The organism is Pseudomonas sp. 2(2015) (assembly GCF_000955865.1).
Classification (GTDB): Bacteria; Pseudomonadota; Gammaproteobacteria; order Pseudomonadales; family Pseudomonadaceae; genus Aquipseudomonas.
Window position 1 is genome coordinate 203,884 of record NZ_JYOF01000003.1, and the last position, 24,793, is coordinate 228,676.

Here is a 24,793-nt window from a genome sequence, read left to right on the forward strand (position 1 = left end):
GAAGGTGCTGTTTTTGCTGGCGCCTTTTAGCGCGACAAATTGGCCACTTTGGCCCGCGCCGCGTGCAGTTTCTTGTAGCTGTCGATCAGACGCTGGTGACGGTCTAGGCCTTCGAGCTTCATGCTGGTCGGCGTCAGGCCATGGAAGCGCACGCTGCCGTCCACCGAGCCGAGCACCGCGTCCATGCGCGGGTTGCCAAACATACGGCGGAAGTTGGCTTCGTAATCGGCCAGCTCCAGCTCGTCGTCCATGGCCACTTCGAGCACCACGTTCACCGCCTGGTAGAACAGGCCGCGCTCGACGGTGTTGTCGTTGAACTGCAGGAAGGTTTCGACCAGCTCCTTGGCCGGCTCGAACTGCTGCAGGGCCAGGTGGATCAGCAGCTTCAGCTCGAGGATGGTCAGCTGGCCCCAGGCGGTGTTGTCGTCGAACTCGACGCCGATCAGGGTGGTGATGTCGGTGTAATCATCAAGCTCGCTTTCTTCCAGGCGCTCGACCAGCGACTGCAGTTGCTCGTCATCCAGGCGGTGCAGGTTGAGGATGTCCTCACGGAAGAACAGCGCCTTGTTGGTGTTGTCCCAGATCAGGTCGTCCACCGGGTAGATTTCCGAATAGTCCGGCACCAGGATGCGGCAGGCGGTGGCACCCAGGTGCTGGTACACCGCCATGTACACCTCTTTGCCCATGTCTTCGAGGATGCCGAACAGCGCCGCGGCTTCTTCGGCGTTGGCGTTTTCACCCTCGGCAGAGAAGTCCCATTCGACGAACTCGAAGTCGGCCTTGGCGCTGAAGAAGCGCCACGAGACCACACCGCTGGAGTCGATGAAGTGCTCGACAAAGTTGTTCGGCTCGGTCACCGCGTGGCTTTCGAAGGTGGGCTGCGGCAGGTCGTTGAGGCCTTCGAAACTGCGGCCCTGCAGCAGCTCGGTGAGGCTGCGCTCCAGCGCCACTTCAAAGCTTGGGTGGGCGCCGAACGAGGCGAACACGCCGCCAGTGCGCGGGTTCATCAAGGTCACGCACATCACCGGGAAGGCGCCACCGAGCGAGGCATCCTTGACCAGCACCGGGAAGCCCTGCTCTTCCAGGCCCTGGATACCGGCGAGAATGCCCGGGTACTTGGCCAGCACCTCCTGCGGTACGTCCGGCAGGGCCAGCTCGCCTTCGAGGATTTCACGCTTGACCGCGCGCTCGAAGATCTCCGACAGGCATTGCACCTGGGCCTCGGCCAGGGTGTTGCCGGCGCTCATACCGTTGCTCAGGTACAGGTTCTCGATCAGGTTGGAGGGGAAGTACACCACCTCGCCGTCGGACTGGCGCACAAACGGCAGCGAGCAGATGCCACGCTCGATATTGCCCGAGTTGGTGTCGTACAGGTGCGAACCGCACAGCTCGCCGTCAGGGTTGTAGATCTCGCGGCAGTATTCGTCGAGGATCTCCGTCGGCAGCGCATCTTTACGGCCTGGCTTGAACCAGCGCTCGTCGGGGTAATGGACGAATTCGGCATTGGCGATGTCTTCGCCCCAGAACTGATCGTTGTAGAAGAAGTTGCAGTTGAGCCGCTCGATGAACTCGCCCAGCGCCGAGGCCAGCGCGCCCTCCTTGGTGGCGCCCTTGCCGTTGGTGAAGCACATCGGCGACTGCGCATCGCGAATGTGCAGCGACCAGACATTGGGCACGATGTTGCGCCACGAGGCGATCTCGATCTTCATCCCGAGGCCGGCGAGAATCCCCGACATGTTGGCGATGGTCTGCTCCAGTGGCAGGTCCTTGCCGGCGATGAAGGTGCTGGTGTCCGAGGACGGGTCGAGCATCAGCAGGGCCTGGGCGTTGGCGTCGAGGTTTTCCACTTCTTCGATGACGAAGTCGGGGCCGGTCTGCACCACCTTTTTCACCGTGCAGCGGTCGATGGAACGCAGGATGCCCTGGCGGTCCTTCTCGCTGATATCGGCCGGCAGCTCGACCTGGATCTTGAAGATCTGCTTGTAGCGGTTCTCCGGGTCGACAATGTTGTTTTGCGACAGGCGGATGTTGTCGGTGGGGATATCGCGGGTCTGGCAGTACAGCTTGACGAAGTACGCCGCGCACAGGGCCGACGAAGCCAGGAAGTAGTCGAACGGCCCCGGTGCCGAGCCATCGCCCTTGTAGCGGATCGGTTGATCGGCCACCACCGTGAAGTCATCGAACTTGGCTTCAAGTCGAAGGTTGTCGAGAAAGTTAACCTTGATTTCCATGCGGGAATACCATACGAGCAAAACGATTTGGCCGCCATTATCCGGGTTTTCGCCGGGAAGTCTTGTGCCTGACGCAATTACTCGGGCAAACCCGCCAGGCGCAGGCCCTGGGCAAAGTGTTCAAAACGCTATTCGGAATTGGCTGAAGCTCAGCTACCGTCGCGGCAGGCCGCCAAAATGCCCTCTGCAACTACGCCCGAATAGCTCAAGGTGACCGGCCCGGTGAGAATAACCGGGCCGGCGCCCTCCCATTGCACGGTGACCGTCCCGCCATCACACTCCACCTCCACGCAAGGGTCCAGCAGACCGCGACGGATGCCGTTGACCACCGCGCCACAGGAACAGGACCCAGACCCCAACGGGATGCCGCCCCAACGCTCCCAGATACGCAAGCGAATGTGCCTGCGGTCAATGACCCGGACGAAATGCACATTGGTCCGTTGCGGGAACAGCGCGTGGGTTTCGATGCTCGGGCCGCGGGCCACGAGGTCGATGGCCGCCAGGTCATCGATAAAAAAACTGCAGTGCGGGTTGCCCATGCTGCAGGCACTGGGGGCCCCAGCCAGAGGCAATTCAAGCGTGTCCATTGCTTCGCTCAGAGGAACATCCGCCCAGCCGAACAGAGGCACACCCATGCTGACGGCAATGGCGCCCGTTGCCGTTCGCTCGCATGTCAGTAGCCCACGGTTGGTACGCAAGGTGATCGAGGTAGTGTTCGCTTCGCGCATCAACATCTGCGCAGCGCCCCGTGTTGCGCTGCCGCAAACGTCCAGCGTGGAGCCATCGGCATTCCAGAACATCAGGCGCGCCGCAGCGTCCTCACAATCGAGCAGCAGCGCAAGCTGATTGAAGCCGATACCGCGACTGCGGTCCCCCAGTCGTCGGGCAATGTCGCCGGTAATCGGGTTGGCTGCGTTTCGCCCGTCGACGATAACGAAGTCATCGCCATTGGCGTGCATCTTGTGGAAGCTCAGCGGCATGGACCAACCCTGTCAGTGAAACAGATTCAACGTCGATCTAGCCTAAATCCCACAACCATTGCAAGCGCGAGAAAGGCAGCCCGGGCTCCCGGACCACCTCCTTTCTCACACGGGTTTACGCATTTTCCAGCTGACCAATCGCCGCCTGCAGGCGGCTGCGGCTACGTTCGCTGACGTCCTTCTGGCTCTGGTGGGTCTCGGTCGGTGCCTGGCGTACGTTGGCATGCGCTACCACTTGCCAGCCGCCGCCATCCAGGCGCAGGTAGCGATAGCTGGCGGTGCCGCTGGCCCACTTGGCGTCGAGGATTGCGTGCAGATGGAAAGTCTGCTCCAGGGTACTGAACGGGCCGCTGGGGCTGCCGGTGAGGTTGATAACAATATGGCCCTCACCTTTGAGGCCGAGCTTGAGGTCCGAATAATCCCCCCAGACATCGGCATGGAAGTTCAGCGGCGGGTAGGTGGCAGCAAAGATGCTGGCCACGCCGGTGATCTTCTTGTGCACGGTATTGACCAACAGATCGAGGGTCAGCACGGGGGCGCCGAGCAGGCCGGTGCGTACGTTGAGACGAGTGTGGAACAGTCCGATTGCGGGCATGGTACGACTCCTTGTCTGGTCAGGCGCGGCTGGACTTGCCGGCTTTGCCGGAAGCGCTCTTGGTCGAATCGATGGCGGTGTTCAGGGCTGCGCCCGCATCACCGGCCGCCAGGGCCTTGAGGTGGGCGACATCGCCGGTGGCAATGGCCGCCTCCAGGGTCGCGGTGTGCAATAGCGCCTGGATGTCCTGATTTCCGAAGGCCTTGATACGGGTGTCTTCGCGGTGCGCTGGCGCCTCGACCACGATCCATTGCCCCTGGTTATTCAGGTAGCGGTAACCGGCCTGGCCTTTTTGCCAGTCCGAGCCCACTGCCAGGTGCAGGCTGAAGATGATCGGCGAATTAGCCGTCGGGCCGCCGTGGTTACCTTGCAGGGTGATGAGGATATTGCTCGGGCTCGGCGGCAGGAACAGCTGATAGCTGTAGGTGCCCCAGACGTCCAGGTGCAGGTCCAGCGGCGGGTTGGTGGCCTGGGTAAGCTGGGCGCTGCCGCGCAGGGTACGATCAGACGGATGCACCAGCAGGTCGAGAATCAGGCGCTGAGCGCCGGGTGCATCGCTGCCGATGACGTAGGACAGGGGGAAGAGTCCTATTACGGGTGCTTGTAGTGAGTCAGTCATGGTGCCTCCATTGCAAACAATGAGTGGAAACAAGCGCGTGGGCTGTTTCTGGCGGGCGACTTCCTTGGCGCACAGTTGGATGCAGGCGAACGGCGTTGCGACCTCCGCGCTGGCGTCACGCGCAGATTGCCTGCGGCGAAGACGCTGCGGTCCGGCACGGCCATGCCCGGTTGGGCAAGGTTTACCGAGGTGCAACGGGTATGAAACCCTCCCTGGGCGCATAACTGCCTGCCTGGCAGCCCAGATCAGTTAAGCAGGGAAAAACGGGCTGGCCAGAGCGTGGTGGCAAAAGTGCATTATGTCCGACAAATGGTTGGCCAGCCCTGAGTAAAGCGCCCTGATATCCCCCATATGGGTCACGCCGCTGTCACGTCCAGCTGCTAGCCTCTTGACGTTTTGCTGCCCCGAAACCTCTCGCACGCCAGGTGACCCCGAAGGTGTACTCAAGCATGACCCGCAAACAGATCATCCTGCGCTCAGACAGCATGCACAGCGACGACTTCGGTGCAGTGTTCAGCAGCCTGTTCGGCAACCTGTACGCCGATACCCCACCGCTGCCCGGTAACATCAGCATCGGTGGCGTCTATGGCCGCCATGACGGCGTGAGCTTTCGGCGCATGCACTACCGCGGTGACTTCACCTTCCGTTTTCCCGAGTCCCAGGATGAAATCACCTTCGTCATTCCCTCCTCCGGCACCCTGATCCTTAACCCCGATCGTCACGCGGCGGGTTTTCGGCACATGGGCCTGGCGATCGACAAGGCCGATGTACGCTCGATGCGCTTGATGGATGATCACGACCAGTGCGGTATCTCGATCCGCCGGGCGCTGTTTACCGAGCGGCTGGCAACGCTGCTGGGCAAGCCGATTCTCGGCAGGTTGTATTTTGAGCCTGTGGTGCCGCTGGCCCACCTGCAGGGCATCAGGGCCCTGGTGGAGCTGGCCACCGGCAGCCAGTTCGACCTGCTGCTGCACGCCGGGGCGCTGATGCCGGCGCGCCTGCAGGAAATGCTCGTCGATGCGCTGCTCGAAATCTGGCCGCACAACTTCAGCCAGGCCCTGCAGCGCCCGGCGCCGATGATCGCGCCGCGACATGTGAAGCTGGCCATCGAGTACCTTCAGGCCCATCCGCACAGCCAGGTGAGCGGCACCGAGCTTGCGCGAATGTGCAACGTCAGCCTGCGTGCCTTGCAGGACGGTTTTCGGCGTTTCATGGGTTTGTCGATCGTCGCCTACCAGCGCCAACTGCGCCTGGAACACGCGCACCATGCACTGCGCCAACGCGGCGCGGCGTCGGTCACCGAGGTGGCGCTGGCGTTTGGCTTCAGCAATGTCGGCAGGTTCTGTCAGTACTTTCACAGTGCCTTCGGCGTCAGCCCGGCCGAGGTGCGCAACGGCGCGGGCCAGCGGCGCAGGGCTGGCCCGGCTGGCAGTCAGAACAAGTAGCTGGCCTTGAGGCTGCCACTGGCGCCGTGGCTGTCACCGCCGCTGCTGGCGCCGGCTTCGGCAGCGAAGCTCAGCGCCCCCAGGCTGACCATCAGGTTGACCCCGGCAGTGAACTGGTCGCGGTTGTCGAAGGCGGCGCGCTGTTCGATGTCAAGGCCCAGCAGGTGGCCCTGGCTGTCGACCTGGTGATCGCCCAGCACATGCTCGTAGCCCAGCTGCACGCCCGGCACCAGTTGCCAGCCCGCCAGGTCAATGGCGCCGAGTGCAACATCGAGGTTGGCGAATGCGCTGCGCCGGGTTTGCTGGATGCCATCGACCTCAAGGACCAGTTCGCTGCCTTTTTCGTTAAAGCCCGAGAGGTCCAGGTGACTGATGCGCAGGCCCAGGCTTGGCTCCAGCATGATGGCACTGGATGGCATGCGATAGCCCAGGGCCAGGCTGGCGCCGCTGAGGGTGCCATGGCTGTCGCCCTTGGCCGCGCCCAGCCCACCGCCAAGCTCGCGCTTACTGGTGTAATCGAGCCAGCCGGCACTGAGGCCGGCATCGACGAACAGGCCACGCTCAAGCCCCGACGGAGCGTAGCGCGCACCGGCCTTGAACAAGGTCAGGTCGGTGTCCGCCTCACCGCCCGCGCCGCCGACATTGCCACGGCTGTAGCCAAAACCGGCGTGGCCGCTGAACTGCTCGGAAAAGCGCTGGGTCAGGCCGATCATCAGGCCCTGGCTGTGCTCGTTGCTGCTGGCGGCATGGCTTGAACCGTCGGTGCCCAGGTAGCTGGCCAGGGCAGTACTCCACAACCGGTACTGGCCAACCTTAAGCTCAATGCCGCGGCTGTAAGGCGCGGCGGCGCGGTCGATCAGCGCGCCCTGGCGCAACAGGTAGCTGGCGGCGTCGGCATGCACCTGGCCGCCGACGGTCGACTCGACGCCAGCCAGGTCACCGGCATCGATGGCCGACTGCAAGTAATAGTTGTAGGCACTGTAGGTGCCCGACAGGCTGCTGTCCTGCAACTGCTGCAACAGCTGCGCGCCGGCCGCGGCGTTGCCGAGCAAGCCCAACTGGCCGGGCAGGCTGTTGTAGGACACCATCTTGGCCCGCAGTACGTAGAGGGTCTGCTGAGACAAGCCCAGGCCCTCCTTGAGATAGTTGTCCATGCTGCCGTACTGCGCAATGACCTGGTCGAGGCCGGCTTGCAGATAGCTGGCGTCCACCGCCAGCAGCGGCGCATAGATCGCCGCCATGCTCGCCGGCATGTGCGCCAGTGTCGCCGCCACGCGTGCGGCGGTGTAGTCGTTGGTGGCCAGGTAGTTGTCCATGATCGTCGCGCTGTCGACCCCGGCAATGCTCAGCAATACTGCGGCGGTCCAACCGGTGCGGTCCTTGCCGGCGGTGCAGTGGAACAGCGCCGCACCATCGCCCGCCGCCAGCTCATTGAACAGCGTGGTGAACTGCCCACGCATACCGGCATCGTTGACGAAGGCGCGGTTGGTCTCCTGCATCATGGCAATGGCATCGGCAGCACTGGTGAAGCTGACGCGGGTGATGTCGGCGCCGGAGGTGTTGTTGCCGATGATGTCGATGTTGCGATAGCGCGCGCCCTCGATCAGGGTGTCGGGGGTGGCGGCGATCTCATCCGGCGTGCGCAGGTCGTAGATTGCCTTGATGCCCAGGCCGTTGAGCGTGGCCAGGTCTGCGGCCGACGGCGTCAGGGCGTTGGAGCGGTAAAACACGCCGCTGCGCATCGTGCCGTCGTGGGCAGTGGAATAGGCATGGGTGGTGCCGGCGATATCGCGAAAGTTGTCGATACGCGCCAGGCGCGGGGTATCCAGCGGCACACTTTCTGCGGCTTGGGCGGCGATGGACAGGCTCAAAACGGACAGCGAACACAACAGTCGTTGATACACGATGCAGCCTCATGGAAGTCACGTTGGGCTGGCTACTATTGCGGGCTGATCTGCGACTTAATATTGCAAAAAGCCCGGATTGGCGAATCGCTGCGCGATCTGTCCGGGGCATGCGTTTTTTGTCCGTGTTGCGTCGTACTTGCGTCGCTTTATCGCTGCAAACTGCCTGTTCTGGCACAATCGCCGGCCTGTCAGCGAGCACTTACGAATGGAAGAAAAGTGAACTACCTATGAAGCGGTATTACATTGTTACCCACGGACAGGCGCAACATCACATCGATAACCTTGTCGGCGGCTGGTTTGATTCCAGGCTAACCCCTAAAGGCATTGAACAGGCCCAGGCTCTGGCCAGGTTTTTTTCCGCTCAGGGGTTTGCAAAAAGCCCGGCAATTTACTCTTCTGACCTGCTGCGTTGTAAAGAGACCGCAACAATAGTTGCCGATGCCCTTGGGCTTGAGCCAAGCCTCGACGCACGGTTGCGCGAGATGTCGTTCGGCAGTCATGAGGGCATGGACCAGGCGCTGCATGACAGCATCATGAAACCTTGCGCCGAGAAACCCGGCGAGCGCATGGACCATGCCATCTGCGACGGGGCTGAAACCCGTCGGCAATTCGCACGTCGAATTTACGACTTTGTCGCAACGCTGGATGCTGAGGTTGAATGCGCAATTATCGTAACCCACGGCTTTGCCGCCAGTTTCCTGATTAGCGCGTTACAACGCGTGCCGGTCGAGAGCATGGCGTTTATCTCGTTCAAAATGTCTGCAGGCGGTGTGTCGGAATTGATAGAGGATGATCTGTTCAAGAACGTCACCCTGACAAAGTTGAATATGCAGGTTTAGTTGTTGGCCAGACATTTTCGTTGGCTTTAGGAGCTGGCTTGCCAGCGATCGAGCGCGCAGCGGTCGTAATCCTGAACATCGATCACTGGTAACCTGCAGCCCCTTTCCGGCCAGCCCGCAAGGCAGATTATGGACAATCCAGACTACTACCCCTTCCACCTCTTCGCCGCCACCTTCGAAAGCGAAACGCACGCCCGCCAGTTCGCTTTCGAGCAATGGCAACCCGAGCCGCCCGCCAGCGCGAGTGCTGCCGAATTCGCCGCCTGGGAAGATCGCAATCCGTCCTGGCAGCTTGCCCAGGAGCTTGAGTGGTTCATGGATTCGGACTTCGTCGAGCTGGATGAGTCGCTGGAATATGTGCAGAGCCTGATGGCCGACGAGGCGCAGAAAGCGCAATTGTGTTCCCGGTCTCTGGACGCTTTCAGTCACTTCATCATCGTCGGCGACAACGCCATTTACGGCGACCGCCGCTCAGCAGATCACTCCCATTCGCGCCAGCCACAAAGCACCGCCACGCTCACCTACCTGGGGCATTTCAATTGAGCCGGGTGCGGGTGGTAAGGATTGATCTGGGCCAGGTGACCAGCGCCAGGCAATTGCATCACCTGTTAAGGGATGCCCTCGGTTTTCCCGAATGGTATGGCTGTAACTGGGATGCCTTCTGGGATGCGATCACCGGACTTGTACAGATGCCTCGACAGTTGCAGCTCAGTGGCTGGGAGGCTTTTGCCAGGCGCTTGCCCAGAGACGCCGAACTGATGCAGAAGTGCCTGGCCACGCTGCAGGCCGAGTATCCGCAGATGGCCTCTGAAATATTGTTCGAGTGAGCAGGCCATCGCCGCCAGCCACCCACAGGACGATAAATCCTATTTTACCGTGGGACGTTTCCTGTTCCGTCCAGCGGTGCGTCAAGGCGTGAATGCCAGTGCTAGGTTCCGGGCCTCTTTGCCCAAGGAACCTGCGCATGACAAGGACGCCATCATCTGCCGTTTTTTCCTCGCCGCCTGCGATGACCGCCACCGGCGGCACGTTGCAGCCTGGCTTCTACATCGTGCCGCAGAGCATGAGCGGTGCCCAGGTGCTGGCCTTGCTGACGGCGCAACAAGGGCCTCAACTGATCGCTCGATTACAGCGGCTTAACCCGACCTTTGCCACAGGCTTTAAAGCCGGGGAAATCTTCGTCATCGGTGACCCGGACATCACCAGCGCCTGCACCCGCGAAGAGGCCGACCTGATGACGGCCGCCGCGCAGGTGCGCGAAAGCCTGGCTGCGCTGAGTGCTGAGGAAGCCAATTTCATGATGCGTCATCAGGCCGAGATTGCCGGGCTGTCCGCCGGCGCAAGCCAGGCCATGGGCGTGGGCAAGGACATGCTGGAAAAGGGCCTGCGCCAGGTCGAAGCAACCTTGCGCAGCATCGAGCAACTGCATCAGCGCGAATTCAGCCGCAACGGCAGATTGAACAGCCCGGACTTCTTCAATGCCCGCCGACGTCTGTACTTGCAACTCGACGCGCAGCTCAAGAGTGCCTTTTTGAACAAGCAACTGAACCTTGGCAGCTACGACAGTTTGCGCAAGGACCTGGGCATTTCGACCCGCAGCCTGGTACATCACTGGAGCCGTGCCGGCGGGGCTGGGCAGATTCCCGGGTATGCGACGCATCTGGAGCAGGTGGCGAAGTCGGCCAAATACCTCAAGTATGGCGGGTATGTCGGGATTGGCCTGGGTGGGACGGCGTCGTGGTTGACGGTGCGCGATGCTTGTCGGGCTGGAGAGACGGATGAGTGCAAAAGAATCCGCTTTACCGCGTCGGGTAGTTTTGCCGGGGGGCTTGCTGGAGGTGTGGCTGGTGCCTACTTCGGAACACAAGCAGCGCTATCCGTTTGCGTTGCTTTCGGGCCTCTGGGGGCCGCCGTTTGCGTCATAGTCCTGGTGGGTACAGGCTCACTCATAGGCGGTTATGGAGGCGGTCTGTTTGGAGAACACATGGGTGAGATGATCTACGAGGTTCGTCTATGATCGACCTGAAAGCTTGGCCTCTGGAGGCTCAAATTGCTTTTGGCCTGACCCCCTTCGTATTGTGTTTATCTGGCATAGGCATTGGCGTCTATATCGCATGTAGCCGACACTTCAAGGTCATGCTTAAGGCTCTTGAAAATAGCCCCTGGCTTCATCAGCAAGTCAACATATGGGGAATCACCAGCGTAAAGTCACGTACGCTTGTCGTCGGTAGCATTTGCGGTGCCCTGCTTAGACCGCGTCTCGGCATCCGCAAAGGGGTTCTGGACCCGGTAGAGATTTCGGAATTTCCACTTTATCTAAAACGTAAAATGATCATCTCGTCCTGGTTGTCAATTATTGGCTTCGCATGGCTGATGATGGGCGCAGGACTGCTGAAACTCAGCAACGGATAAATAGGCGCTGGACTGGCCTCATCGCTGGCAAGGCCGGCGCCCACAGGGTTGGGAGCTGGACTCGAGCCAATCAAACTGATAGCAAAGTGGATATCCAGACAAACCTGATTATGCTTCAAGAAACCTTGCAGCAATGCGAGGCCGTCAGTCTGTGTTCATGATTTGCGCAATCCGATGACATCACCCTAAGGCCTGGGTGCGGCAAGGACAGTGGGAACTCCGGCCTACAAGCACAAGACGGAGAAGACTCATGGCGGCAATCGACAATACAACCACGGGCAGCGCGCCCAAACGCGGGATCACCAAGGAAGAGCGCAAGGTGATTTTCGCCTCCTCCCTGGGCACGGTGTTCGAGTGGTATGACTTCTACCTCTACGGCTCGCTCGCCGCGATCATCGCCAAGCACTTCTTCGCCGGGGTCAACGAGACCACGTCGTTCATCTTCGCCCTCCTCGCCTTCGCCGCAGGCTTTGCCGTACGGCCGTTCGGCGCGATTGTGTTCGGCCGGCTGGGGGACATGATCGGGCGCAAGTACACCTTTTTGATCACCATCGTGATCATGGGTATCTCCACCGCCGTGGTTGGTTTGCTACCCGACTACGCCACCATCGGCGTGGCCGCGCCGGTCATCCTGATCACCCTGCGCCTGCTCCAGGGCCTGGCCCTGGGCGGTGAGTATGGCGGTGCGGCAACCTACGTCGCCGAGCATGCGCCCAAGGGCAAGCGCGGTTACTTCACCTCGTGGATTCAGACCACCGCCACCCTGGGGCTGTTTCTGTCGCTGCTGGTGATCCTCGCCTGCCGAACCATTCTCGGCACCGAGGCGTTCGAGGCCTGGGGCTGGCGGATCCCGTTTTTGCTGTCGATCCTGCTGCTGATCGTCTCGGTGTACATCCGCCTGCAACTGAGCGAGTCGCCGGTGTTCCAGAAGATGAAGGCCGAGGGCAAGGCCTCGAAGGCGCCGCTGACCGAGTCGTTCGCCCGCTGGGACAACCTCAAGATCGTCATCATGGCCCTGCTCGGCGGCACCGCCGGCCAGGCGGTGGTGTGGTACACCGGGCAGTTCTACGCGCTGTTCTTCCTGTTGCAGATGCTCAAGATCGACCCGCAGACCGCCAACCTGCTGATTGCCGGCTCACTGCTGATCGGTACGCCGTTCTTCATCCTGTTCGGCAGCCTCTCGGACCGCATCGGCCGCAAGGGCATCATCATGGCCGGCTGCATCATCGCCGCGCTGACCTACTTCCCGATCTTCAAGGCGCTGACCGAATACGGTAACCCCGACGTGTTCATCGCCCAGGAGAAGAACCCGGTGACAGTGGTGGCCGCCCCTGACCAGTGCTCGTTCCAGTTCGACCCGGTGGGCAAGGCCAAATTCACCAGCTCCTGCGACCTGGCCAAGAGCGTGCTGGCGAAAAAAGCCATCCCCTACGCCAACGTCAAGGCAGAGCCGGGCAGCGTCGCGCAGATCCATATTGGCGACAAGGTGCTGCAAAGCTTTGAAGGCACCGGCATGCCGGCCGCCGATTTCAAGGCGCAGAACGACGCCTTCATCGCCACGCTGGGCACGGCCCTGAAAGATGCCGGCTACCCGGAAAAAGCCGACCCGGCCAAGACCAACTATCCGATGGTGTTGCTGCTGCTGACCATCCTGGTGATCTACGTGACCATGGTCTACGGGCCGATCGCCGCCTGGCTGGTGGAGCTGTTCCCGACGCGCATCCGCTACACCTCGATGTCACTGCCTTACCACATCGGCAACGGCTGGTTCGGCGGCTTCCTGCCAACCGTGGCCTTTGCCATGGTCGCCGCCACTGGCGACATCTACTACGGGCTCTGGTACCCGATCGTCATCGCGGTGATGACGGCAATTCTCGGCACCTTTTTCCTGCCGGAAACCAAGGACCGCGACATCACTGATACTTAAGTCTGATACCCGCCCTCTCCCCCAGCGGGAGAGGGCATTTGCCCTGATTTCAGCGCCAATGCAGCCCTGGCCAAATTATGTACCAACTTGTTAATTAGCTTGCTAAGGGTATAAAATTCGGCCACTCCCCCCTTCGAGTTCTTTTCGATATGACGCACTCACCGCGCGCCACTGGCGCCTCAACATTCATCCTGGTTGGCCTGGGCGTGATCATCGCCCTGCTCGGCCTTGCGCTCGCCGCCGGTGGCGTGAAGCTGGTCAGCCTCGGTGGTTCCTGGTACTTCCTGCTCGGCGGCCTGTTGATGGCCCTCTCCGGGCTGCTGATCGCCCGCCGCAAGCTGGCCGGCGCCTGGTTGTTCGCCGCCTTTTTGGTGGCTACCGCGATCTGGGCTGTGGCCGATGTCGGCCTGGTGTTCTGGCCGCTGTTCTCGCGCCTGTTCATGTTCGCCGCGATGGGCCTGGCGGTGACGCTGGTGTACCCGCTGCTCAAGCGTGCCGCCGGCGCCACGCCAGGCCGTGGTGCCTATGGCCTGGCCGCAGTGCTGGCAATCGCCCTGGCGGTGGCGGCCGGCAATATGTTCGTCGCCCACCCAAGCGTTGCCCCCACCGGTGACGGCCCGGGCCTGACCGCGGTCGACCCGGCCAACGCGCAAAAAGACTGGGCCCACTACGGCAACAGCGAAGGCGGCAGCCGCTTCGCCGCCCTGGACCAGATCAACCGCAGCAACGTCGACAAGCTGAAAGTGGCCTGGACCTACCACACCGGTGACGTCGCCATCAGCGATGGCAACGGTGCCGAAGACCAGCTGACGCCGCTGCAGGTTGGCAACAAGGTGTTCATCTGCACCCCGCACAACAACCTGATCGCCCTTGATGCCGACACCGGCAAAGAGCTGTGGAAGAACCCGATCAACGCCAAGTCGGCAGTCTGGCAGCGTTGCCGCGGCATGGCCTATTTCGATGCCAGCGCGCCGATCGCCCAACCGACCCAGCCCAACAGCACCCCGATCATCGCCGCCAGCGTGCCGGCCGGTGCCAACTGCCAGCGCCGCCTGCTGACCAACACCATTGACGCCCGCCTGATCGCGGTCGACGCCGACACCGGTGAGTTCTGCCAGGGCTTTGGCAACAATGGCCAGGTCGACCTCAAGGCCGGCCTGGGCAATGTCCCGGACGCGTTCTACCAATTGTCTTCGGCGCCGCTGATGGCCGGCACCACGGTGGTGGTCGGCGGCCGGGTTGCCGACAACGTCCAGACCGACATGCCAGGCGGCGTGATCCGCGGCTTTGACGTGATCAGCGGGCAGATGCGCTGGGCCTTCGACCCGGGCAACCCGCAAGATCGCAATGCGCCGACTGGCGACAACACCTACGTGCGCAGCACCCCCAACAGCTGGGCACCGATGTCCTATGACCCGGCGATGAACACCCTGTTCCTGCCGATGGGCAGCTCGTCCACCGACATCTATGGCGTCGAGCGTACCGAGCTGAACCACAAGTACGGCGCTTCGGTGCTGGCCCTGGACGCGACCAGCGGCGAAGAGAAGTGGGTGTACCAGACCGTGCACAACGACCTCTGGGACTTTGACCTGCCGATGCAGCCCAGCCTGATCGACTTCACCAAGGCCGACGGTCAGTCGGTGCCGGCGCTGGTCATCGGCACCAAGGCCGGGCAGATCTACGTGCTCGACCGCGCCAGCGGCAAGCCGTTGACCGAAGTAGTCGAGACCCCGGTCAAACCGGGCAACATCCCCGGCGAGCCGTACTCGCCGACCCAGCCTAAATCGGTGGGCATGCCGCAGATCGGCGCCCAGCAACTGACCGAGTCGGACATGTGGGGCGCCACCCCGTATGACCAGCTGCTGTGCCGCATCGACTTCAAGAAGATGCGCTACGACGGCCTGTACACCGCACCGGGCACCGACCTGTCGCTGAGCTTCCCGGGCTCGCTGGGCGGCATGAACTGGGGCAGCATCTCCACCGACCCGGTGCATGGTTTTATCTTCGTCAACGACATGCGCCTGGGCCTGTGGATTCAGATGATCCCGTCGCAGAACAAGGGCCAGGCCGCCTCCGGGGGTGAAGCGCTGAACACCGGCATGGGCGCGGTACCGCTCAAGGGCACGCCGTATGCGGTGAACAAGAACCGCTTCCTGTCGGTGGCCGGCATTCCGTGCCAGGCGCCGCCCTTCGGCACCCTCACTGCCATCGACATGAAGACCCGCAAGGTTGCCTGGCAAGTGCCGGTCGGCACCGTCGAAGACACCGGCCCACTGGGCATCCGCATGCACCTGCCGATCAAGGTTGGCCTGCCGACCCTCGGCGGCACCCTGTCGACCCAGGGCGGCCTGGTGTTTATCGCCGGCACCCAGGACTTCTACCTGCGCGCCTACAACAGCGCCAACGGTGAAGAGGTGTGGAAAGCCCGCCTGCCGGTCGGCAGCCAGGGCGGCCCGATGACCTATGTGTCGCCGAAAACCGGCAAGCAGTACGTGGTCATCACCGCCGGTGGTGCGCGTCAGTCGACGGACCGTGGCGACTATGTAATGGCCTACGCGCTGCCGTAAATCGCATCGCCCCCATCGCGGGTCAAGCCCACTCTCACAGGCCTTTGTGGGAGCGGGCTTGACCCGCGATGAGACTTTTACCGACCTCCCAGGAATACCCCGCAATGCCCCGCGCTTCTCGCATCACCCCTGCCCTGCTCCTGGCCCTGGCCAGCACCACGGCCCTGGCCGACGACCTGATGACCCGCAACACCCTGACCGGCGACTGGGGCGGCCTGCGCCGTCAGCTCGACGAACAGGGCATCAAGTTCACTGGCGACTACAGCGGCGAAACCGCCTACAACGCCGATGGCGGCCTGCACCGCTCGGCGCGTTACTCGCAGAACCTCAAGCTGGGCGTGCAGTTCGACCTGGGCAAGCTGTACGGCCTGGACAACGGCGGCAAAGTCCAGCTGACGATCAACGACCGCCGCGGCAACAGCGCCTCCGAAGACCTGGTGGGCAACCGCCTGCCGATCCAGGAAAACTACGGCGGCCTCTACACCCGCCTGACTGAACTGAGCTACGAGCGCACCCTGTTCACCCCGGCGCTGAACGTAAAGCTCGGCTACATGGCCATGGGCAACGACCTCGGCGGCCTCGACAGCGGCATCCTCTGCAACTTCATGAACGCCGGTTTCTGCGGCCATCCGCTGAACATGTCCGGCGGCAGCGGCTGGACCAACTACCCCAACGCGCACCTGGGCATGCGGGTCAAATACGACCTGTCGCCGGCCTGGCAACTGCGCGTGGCGGCGTTCAACGTCGACCCCGAAAGCAACGGCAACTCCAGCCGCGCCTGGCACCTGGGCCCCAAGCACACCACCGGCACCGTGGTTCCGGTGGAGCTGGTGTACAAGCTTGCCGGCGAACTGCCGGGTGAGTACAAGCTCGGTTACTACTACGACAGCTCCGATGTGAAACGCATTGGCAGCGACAAAGAGGTGTCCGGCCGCAGCGGCCATTACCTGCTGGTGGACCAGGCCGTCTGGGCCTCGCAGAGCTCCGAGGGCCGCAGCCTGCATGCCTTCGGCCAGTACTCGGCCGCCAGCGCCGCCGCCTCTCCGTTCAGCAAGTGGTATGGCGCAGGCGTGGTGCTGTACAAGCCGTTCGAAGGCCGCCCGCGTGACACGCTTGCCTTCGGCTATGGCCGCGCCGTGCCCAACCCGCGCAGCCGTGATGTGCAGCAAGACGCCGCCGTGGCCGCAGGGGTTGCCTACCCCAACCTGGACAGCGCCGAGCAGTTGGTTGAGCTGAGCTACGGCTACCAGGCCACCCCGTGGCTGACCCTGCGCCCGGATGTGCAATACATCATCGAGCCGGGGGCGTTTTCCGCTGAGAACATCGACAACGCGCTGGTGTTCGGCCTGCAGGTCAAAGCCACGTTCTGAGCCTTGCTGACACCGGTGAGTGCCGGTTGGTCTATACGCGCCCGGGCAATCCGGGCGATGATCGCGCTCCCGGTTTTCAAGGATTGAAGATGAATACGCTGCTTTCCATCTACGCGCTGTGCGTGGTCGTGCTGTTTGTGAAGATGCTGGCGATCTCCTGCTACCAGGGCTTCTATCGCATCAGCCGCCTGACCTTCAAGAACCCCGAAGACGCCGGCCTGGTCGGCCGCCCGCCGAGTGCCGAGGAACTGCCGCAGGTCGCCCGTGCGGCTCAGGCCTGGGCCAACGATCTGGAGAACATTCCGCTGTTTTTCGTGCTCGGCGCGCTGTGCCTGGTATTCAACCCACCGCTCATGCTCACGGCCGGGCTGATGCTGTTGTTCACCGTCGCCCGCCTGCTGCACACGCTGTGCTTTCTGGCCCGCTGGCAACCGTGGCGCACGATCGCCTACGCCGTGGCAATCGTCTGCCTGTTGGCGATGGCGGCGCTGGTCAGCATGGGCGCCCTGCGGCATTTCTGATCGGGCTTGCCAGGAAGTTCTTAAGTATTGGGAATTTGCAACGAGAAAATGGCAGGGGCGGCTGGATTCGAACCAACGCATGGCAGGATCAAAACCTGCTGCCTTACCGCTTGGCGACGCCCCTGTAGCTGTAGCGATGAGTGCCTGGCACTCGCTTGCGATGATGCAGCGTGGTGCAACCTGAGAAGTTGCGGGCTTGCGCTGCCAGCCGGTGAAGGCCGTTGCAAGAATGGCCGGCAATTTAACAAACTTGATTGCATCTGGGAAGCCCCCAGGCAAACAAATTGTTGTCAAAACAGCCACTTACTCTGAATCGAGGCGCCAGATCGGCGCCTCGAGCGTTCACCGGCTACGCCCGACAAGGCGCAACCGGTGTTTTACCGCCGCAAGAAACTCAGTTCCACGGACGGTCGCCGTTCTCGTCTTTAACCCGAGTCGGCAGGCCCATTACGTCCAGCGCCTTGAGGAACGGCTCGGCTGGCAGCTCCTCGACGTTGACCATGCGCTGCACGTCCCACTCGCCACGGGCAACCAGCAGCGCCGCGGCCACAGGCGGTACGCCTGCGGTGTAGGAAATGCCCTGGCTGTCGGTTTCGGCGTAAGCCTCTTCGTGGTCCGCTACGTTGTAGATGAACACTTCACGCGGCTGGCCGTCCTTGGTGCCCTTGACCAGGTCGCCGATGCAGGTCTTGCCGGTGTAACCCGGCGCCAGCGAGGCAGGATCCGGCAGCACCGCCTTGACCACTTTGAGCGGTACCACTTCAAGGCCTTCGGCGGTCTTGACCGGTTGCTCGCTGAGCAGGCCAAGGTTTTTCAGCACGGTGAAGACGTTGATGTAGTGCTCGCCGAAGCTCATCCAGAAACGCACGTTCGGCACGTCGAGGTTCTTCGACAGCGAGTGCACTTCGTCGTGGCCGGTCAGGTACAGGTTCTGCGAGCCGACTACCGGCAGGTCGTCGGTACGCTTGACTTCGAACATGGTGTTGCTGGTCCACTGGCTGTTCTGCCAGCTCCACACCTGCCCGGTGAACTCGCGGAAGTTGATTTCCGGGTCGAAGTTGGTGGCAAAGTACTTGCCATGGGATCCGGCATTGACGTCGAGGATGTCGATCGAATCAATGCTGTCGAAATACTGTTGCTTGGCCAGGGCGGCATAGGCGTTGACCACGCCCGGATCGAAGCCCACGCCAAGAATGGCGGTAACGTTCTTTTGTTGGCACTCTTCGAGGTGTTTCCACTCGTAGTTGCCATACCAGGGCGGCGTCTCGCAGATCTTGCCCGGTTCTTCATGAATGGCGGTGTCCAGGTAGGCCACGCCAGTATCGATGCAGGCACGCAGCACCGACATGTTGAGGAAAGCGGAACCGACGTTAATGACGATTTGCGATTCGGTTTCGCGGATCAGCGCTTTGGTCGCTTCGACGTCCAGCGCATTCAGCGCGAAGGCCTTGATTTCTGCGGGCTGCTTGAGGCTACCCTTGGCCTTGACGCTGTCGATGATGGCCTGGCATTTGGAGATGTTGCGCGACGCGATAGCAATACGACCGAGTTCGTCGTTGTGCTGCGCGCACTTGTGGGCCACCACCTTGGCGACACCTCCTGCACCAATGATAAGAACGTTCTTCTTCAATTTCTCTTGCTCTCCTTTACTGCCAGCTTACGACAGGCTGGACAAGTAGTCTTCGAAACCAAACTCACGAACCAGCTCGACACTACCGTCGAGTTGTTTCACTACGATGGACGGCATTTTCAGGCCGTTGAACCAGTTTTTCTTGACCATGGTGTAACCCGCTGCGTCAACAAACGACAGCCGATCGCCGATGGCCAGCGGACGATCGAATTGGTATTCGCCGAAAATGTCACCGGCGAGGCAGGATTTGCCGCATACCATGTAGGTGTGTTCGCCCTCGCTTGGCGCCAGCTTGGCGTTCAGGCGGTAGATCAGCAGGTCGAGCATGTGCGCTTCGATCGAGCTGTCGACCACGGCCAGGTGCTTGCCGTTGTAGAGGGTGTCGAGCACGGTAACTTCCAGCGAGGCGCTCTGGGTGATCGCCGCTTCGCCCGGCTCCAGGTAAACCTGCACGCCGTACTTCTCGGAGAAGGCTTTCAGGCGCGCGCAGAAGGCGTCGATTGCATAGCCTTCGCCGGTGAAGTGGATACCGCCGCCAAGGCTGACCCACTCGACCTTGTGCAGCAGGTGGCCGAAGCGCTCTTCGATGGTGCACAGCATCTGGTCGAACAGGCCGAAGTCGCCGTTCTCGCAGTTGTTGTGGAACATGAAACCGGAGATCTTCTCGATGACGGCCTCGACCTTCACCGGGTCCCACTCGCCCAGGCGGCTGAACGGACGCGCCGGGTCGGCCAGCAGGTAGTCGGAGCTGCTCACCTGCGGGTTGACGCGCAGGCCGCGGACCTTGCCTTCAGACTGTTCGGCAAAACGCTCGAGCTGGCCGATGGAGTTGAAGATGATCTTGTCGCAGTTGTCGAGCATCTCTTCGATTTCATCGTCGGCCCAGGCCACGCTGTAGGCGTGGGCTTCGCCGGCGAACTTCTGGCGGCCGAGCTTGAGCTCGTACAGCGACGACGAGGTAGTGCCGTCCATGTACTGCTCCATCAGGTCGAACACCGACCAGGTGGCGAAGCACTTGAGTGCCAGCAGGGCCTTGGCCCCGGACTGCTCGCGCACGTAGGCGATCTTTTCCATGTTGCGCAGCAGCTTGGTTTTGTCGATGAGGTAGTACGGCGTTTTGATCATTTCGAGGCCCCCGGCCAGGCCGGCCAAAAAAAGGACACGCATTGTGCCTTCCCTTGTCTCAAGTCGAAAGAGCAAAAGCGCTTTTCCCTGGATCGGCGGTCAATTTCGGTGCATTCACCCGTGACCGAGCCATTGCTCGAGGAGCAAAACCGCAGCAATCACCACCATCGCCAGCCCCGACACCCGGCTGACCACCTGCGCCGCCGCTGGCCGCGCCTGCAATACCGCCTGGGAGCCAAAGCCCACCAGCAGGTAGACCACCGCGCAACTGCCGGCATGCACCAGGCCCAGGGTGACGATCTGCACCGGCACGGGCCAGGCGGCCATGGCATCGGTGAACTGCGGTAGCAAAGCCAGAAACAGCAGGAACACCTTGGGGTTCAGACCACTGACGCAGACGCCCTTGAACGCCCAGCGTGCCCACGACGCCGACTGCTGCGCCAGCCCGGCCTGCGGCGCTGAAGGATGAACAAGCATGTTGATGCCCAACCACAGCAAGTAACCGCAACCGGCCACAGTCAGCAGGGTCAGGGCCATGGGGTTGCTGGCCACCAGCCCTCCTACCCCGGCGGCGACAATCAGGGTTGCCAGCAGATGGCCGAGCAGCAACCCGGCCACTGCCGGCACCACCACCCGCCCGCGCAACCCGGCGGAAATCGCGTAGGCCCAGTCCGCCCCCGGGGTAATCACCAACAATAACGACACCGCCCAGAACGCGGCCAGCATGTTCAAGGTCATGGCCACAGCTCCGGGCGCTGAATCTGGAATTTTCTTGCCTGCATGCTTGCCTCCGCTCGCTGATCTGACGTTGAGCGGAAGATTAGAGAAAAGCTGATAGGATTATCTTTCTAATATTCCAGAACTAACGGTCAGAACAGAAAGGTTCTTCCCCATGGACAGGATTGACCGCAAGATCCTTGCGCAGCTGCAAAACGACGGGCGCCTGTCGCTGACCGAACTGGCCGACCGGGTGGGCCTGAGCCTGTCGCCCTGTCACCGCCGGGTGCGCGCGCTGGAGCAATCCGGGGTGATCCAGGGCTACCGCGCGCAACTGGCGCCGGGTGCCCTGGGGCTGAATTTTTCGGCCATGGTCTTCGTCACCTTGCGCGAAGGTGATCGCCAGGCGGTCAGCGCCTTTGAGGCGGCGCTGCAGGAGATTGCCCAGATCGTCGAAGCGCAGCGGCTGTTTGGTGATCCGGACTACCTGCTGCAGGTGGTCACCCGCGACCTGCCAGCCTTCCAGCAGTTGTACGACGAGCGACTGTCGGCCCTGCCCAATGTGCAGCGCCTGACCTCGACCCTGGTGATGAAACGGGTGATCGAGAACCGCTCGTTGCCGATAAGCTGAGCGCACTGCGCCTGGCCGCCGCGCAATACCATGACAAAACGCCACCACGGCGCTGAAAACCTTCTACGCTGCACAACAAGATCCAGCCTGAATGACCGCGGCGCCGCGAGGCGCCAACGCAAACGCTAACAGAGGTAATGCCCCTTGACCTGATGTCCTAACAACACCGTTGGCTAAGCCACGAAGGATCGCAGCAATGACAATGAAGTCTGTGTTGGCAGCAGTCAGCATCAGCGTCGGGTGCCTGGCATCGATCGGTGCCCAGGCCGATGAGCCCGTTCTGGACCAGAACTGGAGCCCCAAGGACCTGGCGCTCTGGCAGAACACCTCCCAGGGTTCACGCCTGGTGCCCTTGAGCTGGTTGATGGCGCTGGAGGTCGCCGGCCAGCCCGAAAGGTTTCTAAGCGATAAAAACATCACGACGTACGGTTACACCCCCCACCTTCTGCCCTTCAACGGCGAGGTCTACCGATTGCCTCGCGGTTTTGTCATCGATCAGGGCGACGACCGCACGCTGACCTTCTCGCGGCTGCGCTGGTACACCGATCAACGCGACCAGGAGCCTTGGGTCGGCTTGAACTGCGCGGCGTGCCACACCGCCAACATTACCCACGGCGACAACACCTGGGTGATCCAGGGGGGGCCGACCAATGCCGATTTTCAGGCCTTCCTCGACGCCTTTCGCGCAGCCCTGTATGCCACCGCCGACAACGAAGAAACCTTCGACCGTTTTGCCCGAAAGGTCCTCAAAGACGGCTACACACCGGCCAACCGACTGCAATTGCACACAGCGCTCAACAGCCTCGCCCAGTTCCTCAAGACCGGTGCCTCGCTCAACGCCACCAACCTTGAATACGGCCCCGGCCGCGTCGATGCAGTGGGACATATCCTCAACCGGGTGGCGCAACTAAACGGCGCCATGGCCCAGACGCCCAACCCCTCGGACGCACCAGTCAGCTACCCGTTCCTGTGGAATACCCCGCAGCACGATGTGGTGCAATGGAACGGCGTGGCGCCGAACAAGCGCCTGGGCAAGAACGGCCTGGATATCGGTGCCCTGGCCCGTAACGCCTCGGAAGTGGTCGGCGTGTTCGGCGATGTGGCGATGCAACAGGGGCCTCTGCTCAAGGGGTTCATTTCGAGTGTGCGGGTCAAGAACCTTGACCAGCTGGAGCGAACCCTGCAAAAGCTCAAGCCACCCAAATGGCCGGAGAAACTGGGGGCAATCGATCGCAGCAAGGCCAGCCTGGGCGCTGAACTGTTCAAACAAAAGTGCGTGAGCTGTCATCTACCGTTGGCACGCGACAACCTGACAGCCCCGATCACGGCCCAGATGATTGCCATCGCCGCAGAGGAGTCACCCTCCACTATCGCTAGCGATCCGTGGATGGCCTGCAATGCCGTGCAGTTCACCAGCGCCCCAGGCAACCTGCTGGGCGAGCACCTGAATGCCAAAAAAGGCCATATCGACCACAGCTCGCCGCTGGTCACGCAATTGGGTGTCGCCGCGCGGGAAATACTGCTGAACCAGAAAAGTGAAATCATCGACCTCGCGCTGCGCGGGGCCTTTCATGTCGAACCGCTCGTGCAACTGCAGGCAAGCAAAGACAAGCAGTTGAGCATGGTAGAAACACTGCTCCCGGCAGATAAAGCCTACCGCCTCGATCAGTGCTACACGCTGGCGAAAATGACCACGGTCGAGGACGGCAAAACCGTGCAGAAGTACCCGTTGGCCTACAAGGCCCGCCCACTGACCGGCATCTGGGCAACTGCGCCCTACCTGCACAACGGCTCGGTGCCCACGCTGTACGACCTGCTGCCCGCCGAGCAACGGCCCTCGCGCTTCAAGACGGGCTCGACCCGCTTCGACCCGCAAAAGGTCGGGTTTATCGATGCCTTCGGGCCCGGCAGTCCGTTCACCTATGACACGTCCTTGCCCGGCAACTTCAACGTCGGCCACGACTACGGCGCATCATCGTTCAGCGATGACGAGCGCTATGCCCTGGTCGAATACATGAAGACCCTCTAGCCCGATCGAAGGCGGGGCCTTGCGCCCCGCCCCGCACCCTCAACTGAAGGCGTTGATGAACCAGGTAATCAGCGGCAAGGCGACGATGTCGATCAGCACCGCCCCGCACAGCGGCACGATGATGAAGGCCTTGTACGAGAACACCTTGTAGTGGTCGCAGATCGCGCCCATGTTGGCCACCGCGTTCGGCGTCGCGCCCAGGCCATGGCCCATGTAGCCGGCGCACAGTACCGCCGCGTCGTAGTTGCCGCCGAACAGGCGGAACAAGACGAAGATGCACAGCAGCACCATGATCAGCACTTGCACCACCAGGATCACCAGCAGCGGCAGGCCCAGTTGCTCCAGCTCCCAGAACCTCAGGCTCATCATCGCCATGGTCAGGAACATGCCCAGGCTGATGTCGCCCAGGGTGCTGACGGCATTGTCGGGAATCTCGATGACCCGTGCGCGGTCGTTGAAGTTACGCGCCAGGATGGCGACGAACATGGCGCCGACGTACACCGGCAGGACGATACCCAGGTGAGCCTTCAGCGCATCGCCGATCCAGAAGCCGAGCACCATGATCACCAACATGCAGGTCAGCAAGCGCAGCAGCACCGGCGTATCAATGCTGACAACGGGGGTTTCATTGGCTTTTTCCAGGGCTTGCAGGGCATCGACCTGGTCTGCCTGTACCACCAGTTTCTTGCGCTCGATCAGGTAACGCGCCACCGGGCTGCCGAGCAGGCCACCGGCAACCATGCCGAAGGTCGCCGAGGCCAGCGCAGCTGTAGTGGCGCCGACCGTGCCGAGGCTCTCGGCGATCGGGCCAAAGGCTGCGGCGGCGCCAAAGCCACCTTCCAGCGACACGGCGCCGGCCATGATCCCCAGCAGCGGGTCGATGCCCAGGGCCTTGGCCATGCCCACGCCGACCAGGTTCTGCAGCAGCGCCAGGCCCCAGCAGGCACCCAGGTAGATGAACAGGATCTTGCCGCCCTGGCGCAGCAGGCCAAGGCTGCCGCCCAGGCCGACGGTGGTGAAGAACGCCACCATCAGCGGCGTTTGCATGGCGGTGTCGAGCTTGATGTCCAGCCACTGCTGGTCACGCAGCAGCCACACCACCAGGGCAAAGCCAAAACCGCCGATGACCGGCGCCGGGACACAGAGCTGGCGCAGCCAGTAGCTGTGCTTCTTCAGTTGCGCACCCATCGCCAGCAGCAGGAGCGCCAGGGCGACGGTGGTCAGAGCATCGAGTTGCAGGGTCAGCAT

The 24,793-nt window shown here is 62.0% G+C and carries 21 protein-coding genes and 1 tRNA gene; 12 read left to right on the forward strand and 10 right to left on the reverse strand.

The window, feature by feature from the left end; translation table 11 throughout:
- Positions 1-26 precede the first annotated feature (26 nt).
- From UB48_RS03775 to UB48_RS03790, 4 genes are all read right to left on the reverse strand, one after another.
- The gene (locus tag UB48_RS03775) at positions 27-2,231 is read right to left on the reverse strand and encodes an OsmC domain/YcaO domain-containing protein (protein ID WP_045194161.1); all 2,205 of its coding nucleotides are present in this window, start codon (positions 2,229-2,231) and stop codon (positions 27-29) included.
- Positions 2,232-2,380: 149 nt separating this feature from the next.
- The gene (gene dapF / locus UB48_RS03780) at positions 2,381-3,211 is read right to left on the reverse strand and encodes a diaminopimelate epimerase (RefSeq protein WP_045194163.1); all 831 of its coding nucleotides are present in this window, start codon (positions 3,209-3,211) and stop codon (positions 2,381-2,383) included.
- Between the two features lie 115 nt (positions 3,212-3,326).
- Complete coding sequence (locus tag UB48_RS03785) at positions 3,327-3,806, reverse strand: DUF1842 domain-containing protein (RefSeq protein ID WP_052676466.1); 480 nt, start codon at positions 3,804-3,806, stop codon at positions 3,327-3,329.
- A 19-nt stretch (positions 3,807-3,825) separates the two neighbouring features.
- Positions 3,826-4,425: a DUF1842 domain-containing protein gene (locus tag UB48_RS03790; RefSeq protein WP_045194165.1), complete on the reverse strand. Its 600-nt coding sequence runs from the start codon at positions 4,423-4,425 to the stop codon at positions 3,826-3,828.
- 437 nt (positions 4,426-4,862) lie between these two features.
- Here UB48_RS03790 and UB48_RS03795 point away from each other — a divergent pair, with 437 nt between their 5' ends.
- Complete coding sequence (locus UB48_RS03795) at positions 4,863-5,870, forward strand: AraC family transcriptional regulator (protein ID WP_045194167.1); 1,008 nt, start codon at positions 4,863-4,865, stop codon at positions 5,868-5,870.
- On the opposite strand, the gene UB48_RS03800 is transcribed toward UB48_RS03795, so the two are convergent.
- Positions 5,858-7,774 carry a tyrosine-protein phosphatase gene (locus tag UB48_RS03800; protein WP_045194169.1) on the reverse strand — a complete coding sequence of 639 codons (1,917 nt, stop codon included), beginning with the start codon at positions 7,772-7,774 and terminating at the stop codon, positions 5,858-5,860. The genes UB48_RS03795 and UB48_RS03800 overlap by 13 nt on opposite strands.
- 11 nt (positions 7,775-7,785) lie before the next feature.
- Here UB48_RS03800 and UB48_RS03805 point away from each other — a divergent pair, with 11 nt between their 5' ends.
- The 9 genes from UB48_RS03805 to UB48_RS03845 all read left to right on the forward strand — a co-directional run bounded on the left by UB48_RS03805 (position 7,786) and on the right by UB48_RS03845 (position 17,413).
- Entirely contained in the window at positions 7,786-8,616 is an 831-nt protein-coding gene (locus UB48_RS03805; protein WP_082075384.1) for a histidine phosphatase family protein, read from the forward strand.
- Between the two features lie 129 nt (positions 8,617-8,745).
- Positions 8,746-9,159: a hypothetical protein gene (locus UB48_RS03810; protein ID WP_045194173.1), complete on the forward strand. Its 414-nt coding sequence runs from the start codon at positions 8,746-8,748 to the stop codon at positions 9,157-9,159.
- 11 nt (positions 9,160-9,170) lie between these two features.
- Positions 9,171-9,443 carry a barstar family protein gene (locus UB48_RS03815; protein ID WP_306764568.1) on the forward strand — a complete coding sequence of 91 codons (273 nt, stop codon included), beginning with the start codon at positions 9,171-9,173 and terminating at the stop codon, positions 9,441-9,443.
- Between the two features lie 137 nt (positions 9,444-9,580).
- Positions 9,581-10,633: a hypothetical protein gene (locus UB48_RS03820; RefSeq protein WP_045194176.1), complete on the forward strand. Its 1,053-nt coding sequence runs from the start codon at positions 9,581-9,583 to the stop codon at positions 10,631-10,633.
- The gene (locus tag UB48_RS03825) at positions 10,630-11,028 is read left to right on the forward strand and encodes a hypothetical protein (RefSeq protein ID WP_045194178.1); all 399 of its coding nucleotides are present in this window, start codon (positions 10,630-10,632) and stop codon (positions 11,026-11,028) included. Before UB48_RS03820 ends, UB48_RS03825 begins: the two co-directional genes overlap by 4 nt.
- Positions 11,029-11,278: 250 nt before the next feature.
- Positions 11,279-12,955, forward strand: coding sequence for an MFS transporter (locus UB48_RS03830; RefSeq protein WP_045194181.1), 1,677 nt, complete (start codon positions 11,279-11,281; stop codon positions 12,953-12,955).
- Between the two features lie 149 nt (positions 12,956-13,104).
- Positions 13,105-15,522 (forward strand): glucose/quinate/shikimate family membrane-bound PQQ-dependent dehydrogenase, encoded by a 2,418-nt coding sequence (locus UB48_RS03835; RefSeq protein WP_045194183.1) that lies wholly within the window; start codon positions 13,105-13,107, stop codon positions 15,520-15,522.
- Positions 15,523-15,626: 104 nt separating this feature from the next.
- Positions 15,627-16,892 carry a carbohydrate porin gene (locus UB48_RS03840; RefSeq protein ID WP_045194185.1) on the forward strand — a complete coding sequence of 422 codons (1,266 nt, stop codon included), beginning with the start codon at positions 15,627-15,629 and terminating at the stop codon, positions 16,890-16,892.
- A gap of 89 nt (positions 16,893-16,981) precedes the next feature.
- Positions 16,982-17,413: an MAPEG family protein gene (locus tag UB48_RS03845; RefSeq protein WP_045194187.1), complete on the forward strand. Its 432-nt coding sequence runs from the start codon at positions 16,982-16,984 to the stop codon at positions 17,411-17,413.
- Between the two features lie 49 nt (positions 17,414-17,462).
- Here the strand turns inward: UB48_RS03845 and UB48_RS03850 are convergent.
- From UB48_RS03850 to UB48_RS03865, 4 genes are all read right to left on the reverse strand, one after another.
- Positions 17,463-17,537 (reverse strand) — tRNA-Gln (locus UB48_RS03850).
- Between the two features lie 270 nt (positions 17,538-17,807).
- Complete coding sequence (locus UB48_RS03855) at positions 17,808-19,043, reverse strand: saccharopine dehydrogenase family protein (protein WP_045194188.1); 1,236 nt, start codon at positions 19,041-19,043, stop codon at positions 17,808-17,810.
- Between the two features lie 27 nt (positions 19,044-19,070).
- Positions 19,071-20,168: a carboxynorspermidine decarboxylase gene (nspC, locus tag UB48_RS03860; RefSeq protein ID WP_045195650.1), complete on the reverse strand. Its 1,098-nt coding sequence runs from the start codon at positions 20,166-20,168 to the stop codon at positions 19,071-19,073.
- 114 nt (positions 20,169-20,282) lie between these two features.
- Positions 20,283-20,906: a LysE family translocator gene (locus UB48_RS03865; RefSeq protein ID WP_045194190.1), complete on the reverse strand. Its 624-nt coding sequence runs from the start codon at positions 20,904-20,906 to the stop codon at positions 20,283-20,285.
- Between the two features lie 154 nt (positions 20,907-21,060).
- On the opposite strand from UB48_RS03865, the gene UB48_RS03870 reads away from it, so the two are divergent.
- Complete coding sequence (locus UB48_RS03870; RefSeq protein ID WP_045194191.1) at positions 21,061-21,516, forward strand: Lrp/AsnC family transcriptional regulator; 456 nt, start codon at positions 21,061-21,063, stop codon at positions 21,514-21,516.
- 196 nt (positions 21,517-21,712) lie between these two features.
- Entirely contained in the window at positions 21,713-23,545 is a 1,833-nt protein-coding gene (locus tag UB48_RS03875; RefSeq protein WP_045194193.1) for a di-heme-cytochrome C peroxidase, read from the forward strand.
- Between the two features lie 39 nt (positions 23,546-23,584).
- Here the strand turns inward: UB48_RS03875 and gltS are convergent, their stop codons facing one another.
- Entirely contained in the window at positions 23,585-24,793 is a 1,209-nt protein-coding gene (gene gltS / locus UB48_RS03880) for a sodium/glutamate symporter (RefSeq protein WP_045194195.1), read from the reverse strand.